This window comes from Azospirillum griseum (assembly GCF_003966125.1).
In the GTDB taxonomy this organism is placed as follows: domain Bacteria; phylum Pseudomonadota; class Alphaproteobacteria; order Azospirillales; family Azospirillaceae; genus Azospirillum; species Azospirillum griseum.
Map to the genome: position 1 here is coordinate 283,428 of NZ_RXMA01000001.1, position 12,031 is coordinate 295,458.

The window sequence follows — 12,031 nt, forward strand, 5'->3', positions numbered from 1 at the left end:
CGGCATGCGAGAGTCGCGTGATTTTGCGGACCGCCGCCCTTGCTTTGGCGGGGCGGCGGCTTTAGTGTCCGGCCCGAACAACTCCCCCCTTGATGCCGGATTTTGCCCGCCCCATGAAGGCCGCCATCGTCGTTTTCCCCGGCTCCAACCGCGAACGCGACGCCGTCGCCGCGCTGGAAGCCGCCAGCGGAACCAAGCCGTATCTGGTCTGGCACCGCGACACCGAACTGCCCAAGGTCGATCTGATCGTCGTGCCCGGTGGTTTTTCCTATGGCGATTACCTGCGCTCCGGCGCCATGGCGGCGCATTCGCCGATCATGCGCGAGGTGAAGGCGCGGGCCGATCAGGGCGTGCGGGTGCTGGGCGTCTGCAACGGCTTCCAGATCATCACCGAAGCCGGTCTGCTGCCCGGCGCGCTGATGCGCAACGGCGGGCTGAAATTCGTCTGCCGCGTCCAGCATCTGCGGGTGGAGAACACCGACAGCCCCTTCACGGCGAAATACGCCAAGGGGCAGATCGTGCGTTACCCGGTCGCCCATGGCGACGGCAATTATTGGGCCGACGCCGACACGATCCGGCGGCTGGAGGGCGAAGGCCAGGTGGCCTTCCGCTACGTCGCCGACGAGACCCGCGCGGACCCGCGCGGCAACCCCAACGGCTCGGTGTCCGACATCGCCGGCATCTTCAACGCCAAGCGCACCGTGCTGGGCCTGATGCCGCACCCCGAAGACGCGGTGGAGGGCCTGCACGGCAACACCGACGGCAAGCCGATGTTTGATGGTCTGGTGGAGGCCCTGTCGTGACCGCCGAAGCGACCCGCGCGCAAGAGCGCCCCGTCACCCTGGAACTGGCCCGCGAATTCGGCCTGTCCGAAGCGGAATACAAGAACGCCCTGGAGATTCTGGGCCGCGTCCCGACCTTCACCGAAATGGGCATCATTTCGGTGATGTGGTCGGAGCATTGCTCCTACAAATCCTCCAAGCGCTGGCTGAAGACGCTGCCCACCACCGGCCCGCAGGTGATCTGCGGCCCCGGTGAAAACGCGGGCGTGGTCGACATCGGCGACGGCGACACCGTCATCTTCAAGATGGAAAGCCACAACCACCCGTCCTACATCGAACCCTACCAGGGTGCGGCGACCGGCGTGGGCGGCATTCTGCGCGACGTGTTCACCATGGGCGCGCGCCCCATCGCCAACATGAACGCCCTGCGCTTCGGCGCGCCCGACCACCCCAAGACCCGCCATCTGGTGGCGGGCGTGGTGTCGGGCATCGGCGGCTATGGCAACTGCGTCGGCGTCCCCACCGTGGGCGGCGAAACCAACTTCCACCCGGCCTACAACGGCAACATCCTGGTCAACGCGATGACCGTGGGCGTGGCCAAGGCCGACAACATCTTCTATTCGGCGGCGGCGGGCATCGGCAACCCGGTGGTCTATGTCGGCTCCAAGACCGGGCGCGACGGCATCCACGGGGCCACCATGGCCTCGGCCGAATTCACCGAGGATTCGGAGGAGAAGCGCCCGACCGTGCAGGTTGGCGACCCCTTCACCGAAAAGCTGCTGATCGAAGCCTGCCTGGAGCTGATGGCCACCGACGCCATCGTCGCCATCCAGGACATGGGGGCCGCCGGTCTGACCTCCTCGTCGGTCGAAATGGCGGGCAAGGGCGGTCTTGGCATCGAGCTGACGCTCGACAGCCTGCCGATGCGCGAACAGGCGATGACGCCCTATGAGATCATGCTCTCCGAAAGCCAGGAGCGCATGCTCATCATCCTGAAGCCCGGTCGGGAAGAGGTGGCCAAGGCCATCTTCGACAAGTGGGAGCTGGATTTCGCCGTCATCGGCACGCTGACCGACACCGGCAACCTCGTCATCAAGATGTATGGCGAAACCTGGTGCGACATGCCGATCGCCCCGGTGTCGAACGCCGCGCCGGAGTATGACCGCCCGTGGGAACCGACCCCGGCGGCGGCCGAGGTGCCGGACAGCGTGTTCGACGGCTACAGCCTGTCGCTGGGCGAGGCCCTGGAAACGCTGTTCGCCTGCCCCGATCTGGCCTCCAAGCGCTGGATTTGGGAGCAGTATGACAGCCTCGTCGGCGGCGACACCCGATTCATGTCGGGTCAGGCCGACGCGGCGGTCGTCCGCGTGCCGGGCCAGACCAAGGCGGTGGCGATCACCACCGATTGCACCCCGCGCTATTGCTTGGCCGATCCGGTGCGCGGCGGCGCGCAGGCGGTGGCCGAGGCGTGGCGCAACCTGTCGGCGGTCGGTGCCCTGCCGCTGGCCATCACCGACAACATGAATTTCGGCAACCCCGAAAAGCCCCGCATCATGGGCCAGTTCGTCGGTGCGGTTCAGGGCATTTCCCAGGCATGCACGGCGCTGGATTTCCCGGTCGTGTCGGGCAACGTCTCGCTCTACAACGAGACGAACGGCGAAGCGATCCTGCCCACCCCGGCCATCGGTGCCGTCGGCACCCTGCCCGACGCGATGATCGCGGTCGGCATCGCCTTCCAGGCGGAAGGCGACGTCATCCTCGCCATCGGCGAACCGGGCCGCCACATCGGCCAGTCGCTGTTCCTGCGCGAAATCCTGGGCCGCGAGGACGGCCCGCCGCCGCCGGTGGATCTGGCGGTGGAGCGCCGCAACGGCGATTTCGTGCGCGGCCTGATCCGCGAGGGTCTGGTGGCGTCGAGCCACGACGTGGCCGACGGCGGCCTGATCGTCACCATCGCGGAAATGGCGCTGGCCAGCGGCATCGGCGCGCATCTGCCCGCGCTGGACAACGCCCACCCGCGCGTTCTGTTCGGCGAGGACCAGGCCCGCTACGTGCTGGCCGTCCGCCCGGACGTGGCGGCGACGGTGCAGGAGAAGGCCAAGGCGGCGGGCGTCCCGGTCACGGTGCTGGGCGAAACGCGTGGCGCGGCCCTGTCCTCCAGCGCTGGCGAGATCGTTTCGCTGAAGCGCCTGAAGGACGTGAACGAACGCTGGCTGCCGACCTACATGGCGGCGGAGTCGTAAGACCGGCGGTCCGCCGCCCCCGTCCCCGGTTGGATCGGGGGCGGCGGACCAGCCCACTGCCGCACGGCCCAATGCCTCCGGTGTGGCCCCGCGCCATACCCACACCCCGCGCAGGGCCACAAATCCACGGCCCGAGGGGTGACAAACCGCGCCCAGCCCCCTACCTTCTTGCCCTGAACGGTTGCCCCGGCGGGGCACCCCCGGACCGGGGACACGGAACAGAGCGAGGATGCGCCATGGCGATGGAAGCCGCCACGATTGAACAGCTCATCAAGGAAGGCATCCCCGACGCGGTGGTGCAGATCGTTGATCTGCGCGGCGACGGCGATCACTACGCCGCGCACGTCGTCTCGGCCACCTTCAAGGGCAAGAGCCGGGTGAAGCAGCACCAGATGGTCTATGGGGCCTTGCAGGGCCGCATGGGCGGCGAACTGCACGCGCTGGCCCTGACCACCGCCGTGCCGGACAACGCCTGATCCGCGAGCGCCGCCGGCACGACACCACCACACAGGACATCAGCGCCCACCCCGCCAACGGCGCAGACCGCCGGGGCCGGGCCTCATCGAAACAGGGAGACGGGACATGGTCGATCAGAACGTCGTCGAACGCATCAAGCAGGACCTCGCCAGCAGCGACGTGGTTCTCTACATGAAGGGAACCCCGGTGTTCCCGCAATGCGGCTTCTCCGCCGCCGTCGTCCAGGTGTTGAGCCATGTCGGCGTCGCCTTCAAGGGCATCAACATCCTGGAGGATCCGGGCCTGCGCCAGGGCCTGAAGGAATTCTCCAACTGGCCGACCTTCCCGCAGCTCTACGTCAAGGGCGAGCTGGTCGGCGGCTGCGACATCGTCCGCGAAATGTACGAAACCGGCGAGTTGCAGCAGCTCTTCACCGACAACGGCGTGGCCACCGGCGTCAACGCCTGAGTGGTTGTTCCGGTCGTCAGACGCAAAAACCCCGCTTCGGCGGGGTTTTTTGTTGCCTTCCTGGAAAGCACAGACCAACGCGTCATGCCCGCCGCGCAGCCGGGCCATGCCATCGCCCCGCTGCTCGACTGCACAAATTGTGTGCTAAACGAACCGTATGGCACATCCCATTTCCGCCCCGGCGGGCGACCGCTCCACCGCCACCGCGTTTGCGGCGGCTTTGGGGTCCTTTCTGATTTGGGGACTGGTCAATCCGGTCTATTTCAAGCTTCTGGGCGGCATCGGGCCGGTGGAGATCGTCGCGCACCGGGTGGTGTGGACGGTCGTTCTGGTCGGGATCGCCGTGCTGGCGCTGCGCGGGCCGATGGCGGTGGTGCGCGGGGTTGGCTCCTGGCGGCGGCTGGGCATCTTCATCGTCACCACCCTGCTGGTGACGGTCAACTGGACCGTCTTCATCTGGGCCATCGGCAACAACCGCCTCGTCGAATCGAGCCTTGGTTATTACATCAACCCGCTGGTCAACGTGCTGTTGGGCGTGCTGTTCCTCAGCGAACGGCTGAACCGCAACCAGATCGCCGCCGTGGTCATCGCCGGGCTGGGGGTGGGCAGCCTCGTGCTGTCCTACGGCTCGGTCCCGTGGGTGGCGCTGTCGCTGGCGATTTCCTTTGGCTTCTACGCGCTGATCCGCAAGAAGGCGGCGATTGACCCGGTCATCGGCCTGCTGGTGGAAACGCTGCTGCTGGTCCCCTTCGCCCTGACCTATCTGCTGACGCTGGGCTGGGACGGCTCCTTTGGCCACACAGTCGGGACCAGCCTGCTGCTGACGCTGGCCGGGCCAATGACCGCCGTGCCGCTGCTGCTGTTCATGGTGGGCGCGGCCAAGCTGAAGCTGTCCACCGTCGGGCTGCTGCAATATGTCGGGCCGACCGGCCAGCTTCTGTTGGGCGTTCTGGTCTATGGCGAGGCGTTCACCCAGGCACACGCCATCGCCTTCGCCTGCATCTGGGTGGCGTTGATGGTGTTTTCCGCCGACGCCTTCACCACCCACCGCGCCGCCAAGGCGGCGGCTGCGGCGGAGTGATCAAAGGGTTGCACGGACGCGCCCCGGCTCGTCCGGGCCGGGGCGCGTCTGAGCCTCAGTGGATTTTCTGCGAGTCCCCCGCCCCGTTGCGGTAGACGTGGACGTAATAGGCGGCCATCGGGTTGTCGTCCAGATAGCGCAACAGCGCCTGTTCCGTGCGCGGTGTTGCACCGCGAATCAGGACTTGCCACGCCGGTTCCATCGTCGCCCGCCGGGTGTCGGTGTGCGGCAGCATGATGAAACCGCCCCATTCCGGGCCGAAATCAGCCAGATAGCTTTGGGCGTAATGTTTCATCATGGCGGCGTCGTTGACGGTGACGTTGGCCATGTTTTCAAAGCACACGCGCAGATCCATCGCCGGTCTCCCCATGCCGGGCCAATCCGGTTGGCTCATCCGGTGGACCGGGCGCGTCCGTTGATCGGGGCCGCACCCATCGATCCACACAAACACTCATACAACAAAGATGGGGCCGCTCCCCCCCGTTCGGCAAGTGGGGGCGGCCCTCATCCCGCGCGTCGATCACGGCGTCTTGCGCGTCGCCAGGATCGACACCACCCCCGCCGCCCCCACGCCCGACCGGGTGCCGATGACCGCCAGGGTCTCGCCGCTGGCCGCTTCGATGTTCGACGCCTGCAGGCGGGTGATCGCCTCGTCCGGTGACAGACCAAAGGCGGGGGCGGCCGCCGCCAGCGGGGCGCGGGACAGCGCGCCGAAAACCGCGCCGGGGTTGACCTGACTCGTCGAGCCGGTCATGCCGGTGAAGATCAGCGACAGCAGCAGGCTGACGGCAAAGGCGGCGACGGCGGCGTTGCGCTTCAGATAGGCCAGGAACGCCCCCCAATTCTTCGCCAGATGCCACAGCCCGACCGCCGAAAAGACCACGCTCAGCCATTCGTGGGAAAAGCGCACCAGACCGGCGTTCCAGTGGAGCAACAGCATCACCCCGGTGATGGTGGACACCACAAAGGTGACGATCGTCACCGGCGTCACGACGTTGCGGGTGATGGCTTTCCACGCGGTGGGTTTCGACGCCGTGGGTTTGAAGGCGATGGCCATGATGGCGTGTCCTGTGATGAGATCGGTTGTGATGCCCCTCAGGATTGTCCACAATTGTAACAGGGGGATGTCCGCTCTCGCGCCGCTGTGCAACAGAGTGTAACAGAGACTCACCCCAGCCCGACCGCAGACCCACCCGCTCAGGCCCCCGCCCGTTCAGGACCGACCGACCATGACCGACACCCTGACCGACGCCCTGCGCCTGCACCAGAGCGGGCGTCTGGCCGAGGCCGCCGACCTCTACGCCGCCCTTCTGCGCGCCAATCCCCTGCACGCCGACGCGCTGCATCTGCTGGGGATCCTGCGGGCGCAGCAAGGCGGCCCGGTGCGGGACGCGGTGGCCCTGATCGGGCAAGCGGCGGCGCTGAACCCGACGGCGGCCAGCTATCGCGGCAATCTGGGCAAGGCGGTGCGCGGTGATTGGCCCGCCGCCGCCGCCGGGCTGCGCGACGCCGGGGATGCCCTCTACGATCACGGCCAGCCGGGGATCGCCGCCCGCGCCTACCGCGCCGCCGCCCTGATCCAACCGGATGACCCGCTCGCCTGGGGCAACCTGGCGGTGGCGACCCGCGACCAGGGCGCGCCGGGCGACGCCGTGCCTCCGATCCGCCGGGCCAGCGCGCTCGACCCGGCCAACGCCGCCATCACCCGGCTGGCGGCCTCGCTGCTGCTCGACGCCCGCCACCCCGCCGCCGACGCCGCGATCCGCCGGGCCATCGCCGACGCGCCCGCCGACGCCGCGCTGCGCCGCGCGCGCGCCGACGCCGCCAAGATCGCCGGGGATCGTCCTGCCGCCGAAGCCCTCTACCGCACCGCCCTGACGCTCGACCCGGCGGAGGCGACCGCGTGGTTTCATCTGGGGGTGGTGTTGGGCGACCAGGGGCGGCACGGCGACAGCGTCCCGGCCTACGCCCGCGCGGTGCGGCTGGACCCGGCGGCGGTCGATCCGCGCTACAACCTCGCCCACGCCCAGCTCATCACCGGGGATTGGCGGGCGGGGTGGGAGTCCTTCGCCGTCCGCTTCGCGCGCGGCGTCGCCCTGCCCGCCCACGCCCCGCCGCGCTGGCGGGGGGAGCCGCTGACCGGCCAAACCCTGCTGTTTTACGGGGAACAGGGGCACGGCGACGCCATCCAGATGATCCGCTACGCCCCGCTGATCGCGCGGGCCGGTGGCCGGGTGGTGGTGGAATGCCTGCCAGCGCTGGTGCGGCTGTTCGCCGAGGCCCCCGGCGTCAGCGCCGCCGTGCCGCTGGGCAGCGCGCCCAAGGCTGATTGGCTCTGCCCGATGATGGACGCCCCCGGCCTGTTCGCGACCACGCCCGACCGCTGCCCGAACGCGGTCCCCTATCTGCGCCCGCCCGCCGACGCCCGCAAGCCCGAGTTGCCGGACGACCCGGCGCGCCTGACCGTCGGGCTGGTGTGGGCGGGCGATCCGCACCGCGACGACGCCCGGTGGAGCCACGCCGACACCCGCCGCAGCCTGCCTCTGAGTGGATTCGCCCCGCTGTTCGACCATCCCCGTCTGCGGCTGGTCAGCCTGCAAAAGGGCAGCGCCGCCGCCCAGGCTGACGCCCCGCCCTTTGCCGGGCGGCTGTGGACGCGCGACATCGCCGCCGCCCGCGATTTCGCCGACACCGCCGCGCTGGTCCAGCGTCTGGATCTGGTCATCAGCGTCGACACCGCCGTCGCCCATCTGGCCGGGGCGCTGGGGGTTCCGGTGTGGGTGCTGTCGCGCTTTGACGGCTGTTGGCGCTGGCTGCTCGACCGCGACGACAGCCCGTGGTATCCGACCGTCCGCCTGTTCCGCCAACCGACCTTGGGCGAGGATTGGACCCCGGTTCTGGACGCGGTGGCGGCCGCATTGGATGCCGCCGTGGACGCGCTGGTCAGGGCGCGGGCGACGACGCCCTGATCCAGGCGACCACCCGCGCCAGTTCCCGCCCGACGCGTGCCACCATCCCATCCATCCCGTCCAGCCGCCGGTCCACCGCCGCGAGTTCCACCGCGTCGGCGGCGGCGGCCAGATCGCGCGCGCCGACCGTGCGCGAGGATCCGGCCAGCTTGTGCGCCGCCTGCCGGACGTCGCCCCAATTCCGCGCCGCCAGCGCCTCGCCCAGCCAACGATGGGAGGCTTCGTTCGAGGTGATGAACTCACCCAAAAGCTGATGGACGAACTCCAGGTCGCCTTCGAACAGCCCGGCCAGCGCGTCGATGTCCAGCGGCGGGAGGTCCACCGGCGCGGGAACCGGTGCGACCGGCTGCGGGTCCGCCGCCGGAGCCGAATCCACGCCCGCCACCGGCGGCAGGAAACGGTCCAGCACCCGGCGCAGTTGGGTCAAATCCACCGGCTTGGACAGGCTGTCGTCCATCCCGACGGCCAAACACTTCTGCAACTCGTCCTCCAGCGCGTTGGCGGTGACGGCCGCGATGGGGATGCGGCGGCCGTCGCCCGCCCGCGCCTCCTCGGCGCGGATGGCGCGGGTCAGTTCAAACCCGTCCATCACCGGCATCTGGCAATCGGTCAGCAACAGCCCGTAACGCCCGTTGCGCCACATCGCCAGTGCCTCCGCGCCATCCTCCGCCATCTCCATGGCATGGCCCAGCATCGCCAATTGCCGCTGGATGACCAGACGGTTGGTCGGGTGATCCTCCGCCACCAGGATCAAGCGGCCGTGCGCCCGCGCCTCCTCCACCGTCGGCGGACGGATGGACGGCAACGCCGCAGGAATGGCGGACGAGTCGGGCGCTTCCACCGGGGCCACCCGCCCCGCCGCCGCCAGCACGGCACGGACCAGATGGGACCGCCGCACCGGGCGGTTGATCCCCGCGCTGTCCGCCGGGGCCACATCGCCCGGCCCGCACAGCACGACCCGCCCCCGCACCCGACCGCGCGGATCGCCGTTCAAAGGCCGCGTGTCCACCCCTGCGTCCATCACCACCACGTCACAGGCGGCGTTGGGCAACAGGATGTTCAAGGCGGTGGCGGCGTCGGGGGCGTCGACCACCAGGGCACCGTCGCTGTTCAGATAACGGGCGAGGAAGCCGCGTTCCGCATCGTCCGGGATCAGCAACAGCACGCTGACACCGGCCAGCGGCGGCTCGACCTCGACCACCGTTTCCTCGGCGGGCAGAGCGGCCGACACGGTGAACCAGAAGGTGGAACCGGCCCCCGGCGCGCTGGACACGCCGATCTCGCCCCCCATCAATTCGGCCAGGCGGCGGCAGATCGACAGGCCAAGGCCGGTTCCGCCAAAGCGCCGGGTGGTGGACGCCTCCGCCTGGGTGAAGGGGTGGAACAGGCGGGCCTGATCCTCGGGCGCGATGCCGATGCCGGTGTCGGTCACGGCCACCCGGATGCCCACGCGGTCGCCGTCGAAGCGGGCCAGCTCCGCCTTGACCGTCACCGACCCGCTGGGGGTGAATTTCACCGCGTTGCCGGTGATGTTGAACAGCACCTGCCGGATGCGCACCGGATCACCCAGCACCAGCGGCGGCAGATCGGGATCGACGAAGGTTTTCAGCGACAGGCCCTTGTCGCGGGCACCGGGGGCCAACGTGTCGGCCACCCCCTCGACCACCGCCGCCAGCGAAACGGGAACACGCTCCAGATCCAGCCGCCCGGCCTCGATCTTCGAAAAATCGAGGATGTCGTTGATGATGGTCAGCAGCGCGCCCGCCGAATCGCGGACCACATCCACCAACTCGCGCTGGTCGGTGGTCAGGCTGGTGTGTTCCAGCAGCTCCAACATGCCCTGGACACCGTTCATCGGCGTGCGGATCTCGTGGCTCATGGTGGCCAGGAACAGGGATTTCGCCTGATTGGCCGCTTCGGCTTCGGCCCGCGCCGTCTCCGCCGCGTCGGTGGCGGCAACCAGATCGCGGGTGCGGTCCTCCACCTGCTGCTCCAGGCTGCGGTTCAGCTCGGTCAGCTCCTCGTAAAGCTGCACATTGTCGAAACCGACCGCGACCTTGGAACAGAAAACCTCCATCAGCCGCCGCTCGTCCGCCGACAGCGCCCGCCGGTGGTTGAGATAGAAGGCCGTCTTGTGCCCCAGGGAGCCGGAGCGGAAGACCAGCACGCTGTGCGCCCGTTCGTACCGGTTCCGCCCGTCGGCCAGCGCGTCGCGCAGCAGGGACACCGCCGTCTCGGGCAGCACCGTGGCCAGGGGTCTCCCCACCGCCGTGGCGTATTGCCCGGCCCCGCCGAGAAACCGGGGGTTGCCGGTCTGCCCCGCGCAGCCGCTGACGAGCGCCACCCCGTCGCCCAGCGGGCAGACATCAACCAGTTGCGCCACCGCGTCGTCGACAAAGGCCGCCATCGTCCGCTTGTCGAGCAGGGAGGAGGAGGCCTCCAGGATCCGCTCCAACCCTTCGCGGTGATCCTCGATGGCGGAAATGTCCTGATAGCCGCGCAGGGCGGCGACGACGGAGGTGAACAGCTTTTGCGCCGTCAACTCGGTCTTGGATTTGTAATCGTTGATGTCGTAGCTGAGGATGACGTCGCGTTCCGGGGCCTGGCCCGGTTGGCCGGTGCGCAGGATGATGCGGACGCGGCGGTTGTTCAGCTCGCTGCGGATGTGGCGGACCAGCCGCAAGCCGGCGTCGTCGGATTCCATCACCACGTCGAGCAGCACCACGGCGATGGCCGGGTTGTCGCGCAGCACCGCGCGCGCCTCCGCCGCCGTGCCCGCCGACAGGAACTGCGCCGGGCGACCTTCGAAGGTGAAGCCGCGCAGCACCATCTTGGTGGTGGCGTGGATGGCCGGATCGTCATCGACGATCAGGATGACCCAGGGTTCGACCGGCTCCGGTTCCGGAGCGGCGACAGCGGCGTCAACCGTCGGCTCTTCGTCGGCGAACAGAAACTCGTCGCTCATCCCCACCCCCGCCCCACCGCCAGCAGCGTCCCGCGCGGCGACGATACCACAGCGGGCCAAGCCGGTGCCAGTCGCCCCCCGCCCGCAAGGCAACCCACGGAAAGGATGGATTTGCGGTTCCGCAACCGCCATGGTGGGGTCCGACCCATCTCCTTCCCGACCCAGCCGCCCGCCATGAATTTGTTGAGCTGCATCCACGACACCGCCCCGATCATCGAGGCCAAGGATTCCGATCTGGGCGACCTGTTCCCGCCGGGGTTCCTCGATCTGTACGAGGTGCACAGCTACCGCAACGCCGCCCGCATCCTGGCTCACGCCTGCCCGGCGGAGTTTGCGGAGATCACCGCCCGGCTGATGGCCTTCCGCATCCGCACCGAGGACATCGTGGCGGCGGGCGGCAACAAATCGCAGATCGCCAAGTCGATGGAACAGATGCTCAACCCGCTGGGCTGGAACGAGACGCGGATTCGCGGCGACCTGTTCATCACCAAGATGATCGTCACCCACGAGGAAAAGCGGCGGATCGCGGGCAAGAACCGGGGCCAGACGGTGACGGAACAGCGCCAGCACGACGAGATTTACAAGGTGCAGGGCTTCATCGACGGCCACAAGATCGACTTCGTCAAAGGCCGCGTCGCCTTCGATCTGGAATGGAACAGCAAGGACCAGACCTTTGACCGCGACCTCTACGCCGCCCGCACCTTCTACGAATGCGGCATCGTCAGCGCCGGTGTGCTGCTGACCCGCAGCGCCGAACTCGCCCCCCTGTTCACCGAGGTGGCGCGCCGGGTCGAGATGAAGAATTTCCAGAACAAATACGGCTCCAGCACCACCTGGATGAAAAAGCTGCTCTACCGGCTGGACGCCGGTCGCGGCGGCGGCTGCCCCATCCTGGCGCTGGGCATCCGCCCGGCGGTGGTGTCGGATTTCGACGACTGGAAGGCCCGCCACCCGGTGATCCGCCACGCCGTGTCCCTGGACATCGACGGGCACGACGACGAGGACGAGATGGGGTGACGCCAACCGAAACGCCCGCGTCTCCCACAACGCAGCTTCTGCGTTGATCC

At 68.7% G+C, this 12,031-nt stretch carries 10 protein-coding genes; 7 read left to right on the plus strand and 3 right to left on the minus strand.

The features are described from left to right. The first annotated feature begins 113 nt into the window (after positions 1-113). The 5 genes from purQ to rarD all read left to right on the plus strand — a co-directional run bounded on the left by purQ (position 114) and on the right by rarD (position 5,030). On the plus strand, positions 114-803 hold the full coding sequence (purQ, locus tag EJ903_RS01330) for a phosphoribosylformylglycinamidine synthase subunit PurQ (RefSeq protein WP_126611365.1): 690 nt from the start codon (positions 114-116) through the stop codon (positions 801-803). Then, entirely contained in the window at positions 800-3,025 is a 2,226-nt protein-coding gene (purL, locus tag EJ903_RS01335) for a phosphoribosylformylglycinamidine synthase subunit PurL (protein WP_126611367.1), read from the plus strand. Before purQ ends, purL begins: the two co-directional genes overlap by 4 nt. Before the next feature lie 236 nt (positions 3,026-3,261). Continuing rightward, positions 3,262-3,501 carry a BolA family protein gene (locus tag EJ903_RS01340; RefSeq protein ID WP_126611369.1) on the plus strand — a complete coding sequence of 80 codons (240 nt, stop codon included), beginning with the start codon at positions 3,262-3,264 and terminating at the stop codon, positions 3,499-3,501. A gap of 106 nt (positions 3,502-3,607) precedes the next feature. Further along, a complete protein-coding gene (gene grxD / locus EJ903_RS01345; RefSeq protein ID WP_126611371.1) occupies positions 3,608-3,949 on the plus strand; it encodes a Grx4 family monothiol glutaredoxin in 342 nt (113 codons plus the stop codon). Between the two features lie 157 nt (positions 3,950-4,106). Then, positions 4,107-5,030: an EamA family transporter RarD gene (rarD, locus tag EJ903_RS01350; RefSeq protein WP_126611373.1), complete on the plus strand. Its 924-nt coding sequence runs from the start codon at positions 4,107-4,109 to the stop codon at positions 5,028-5,030. 55 nt (positions 5,031-5,085) lie between these two features. Here rarD and EJ903_RS01355 read toward each other — a convergent pair whose 3' ends face one another. Both EJ903_RS01355 and EJ903_RS01360 read right to left on the minus strand, forming a co-directional pair. Continuing rightward, the gene (locus EJ903_RS01355) at positions 5,086-5,385 is read right to left on the minus strand and encodes a hypothetical protein (RefSeq protein WP_126611375.1); all 300 of its coding nucleotides are present in this window, start codon (positions 5,383-5,385) and stop codon (positions 5,086-5,088) included. 165 nt (positions 5,386-5,550) lie between these two features. After that, positions 5,551-6,087, minus strand: coding sequence for a DUF4405 domain-containing protein (locus EJ903_RS01360; RefSeq protein ID WP_126611377.1), 537 nt, complete (start codon positions 6,085-6,087; stop codon positions 5,551-5,553). Positions 6,088-6,259: 172 nt separating this feature from the next. Here EJ903_RS01360 and EJ903_RS01365 point away from each other — a divergent pair, with 172 nt between their 5' ends. Next, the gene (locus tag EJ903_RS01365) at positions 6,260-7,999 is read left to right on the plus strand and encodes a tetratricopeptide repeat protein (protein WP_126611379.1); all 1,740 of its coding nucleotides are present in this window, start codon (positions 6,260-6,262) and stop codon (positions 7,997-7,999) included. Here the strand turns inward: EJ903_RS01365 and EJ903_RS01370 are convergent. After that, on the minus strand, positions 7,974-10,964 hold the full coding sequence (locus EJ903_RS01370; protein WP_126611381.1) for a hybrid sensor histidine kinase/response regulator: 2,991 nt from the start codon (positions 10,962-10,964) through the stop codon (positions 7,974-7,976). The two genes, EJ903_RS01365 and EJ903_RS01370, sit on opposite strands and share 26 nt — an antisense overlap. A 105-nt stretch (positions 10,965-11,069) precedes the next feature. On the opposite strand from EJ903_RS01370, the gene EJ903_RS01375 reads away from it, so the two are divergent. Further along, positions 11,070-11,981, plus strand: a complete 912-nt coding sequence (locus EJ903_RS01375) for a BglII/BstYI family type II restriction endonuclease (protein ID WP_126611383.1) — start codon at positions 11,070-11,072, stop codon at positions 11,979-11,981. The last annotated feature ends 50 nt before the right edge of the window (positions 11,982-12,031 follow it).

Excerpts from the sequence above, each read along its gene's own strand:
- purQ (WP_126611365.1), top strand. The coding sequence starts at position 114 with ATGAAGGCCGCCATCGTCGTTTTCCCCGGCTCCAACCGCGAACGCGAC.
- EJ903_RS01340 (WP_126611369.1), top strand. The coding sequence starts at position 3,262 with ATGGCGATGGAAGCCGCCACGATTGAACAGCTCATCAAGGAAGGCATC.
- grxD (WP_126611371.1), top strand. The coding sequence starts at position 3,608 with ATGGTCGATCAGAACGTCGTCGAACGCATCAAGCAGGACCTCGCCAGC.
- rarD (WP_126611373.1), top strand. The coding sequence starts at position 4,107 with ATGGCACATCCCATTTCCGCCCCGGCGGGCGACCGCTCCACCGCCACC.
- EJ903_RS01355 (WP_126611375.1), bottom strand. The coding sequence starts at position 5,385 with ATGGATCTGCGCGTGTGCTTTGAAAACATGGCCAACGTCACCGTCAAC.
- EJ903_RS01360 (WP_126611377.1), bottom strand. The coding sequence starts at position 6,087 with ATGGCCATCGCCTTCAAACCCACGGCGTCGAAACCCACCGCGTGGAAA.
- EJ903_RS01365 (WP_126611379.1), top strand. The coding sequence starts at position 6,260 with ATGACCGACACCCTGACCGACGCCCTGCGCCTGCACCAGAGCGGGCGT.
- EJ903_RS01370 (WP_126611381.1), bottom strand. The coding sequence starts at position 10,964 with ATGAGCGACGAGTTTCTGTTCGCCGACGAAGAGCCGACGGTTGACGCC.
- EJ903_RS01375 (WP_126611383.1), top strand. The coding sequence starts at position 11,070 with ATGGATTTGCGGTTCCGCAACCGCCATGGTGGGGTCCGACCCATCTCC.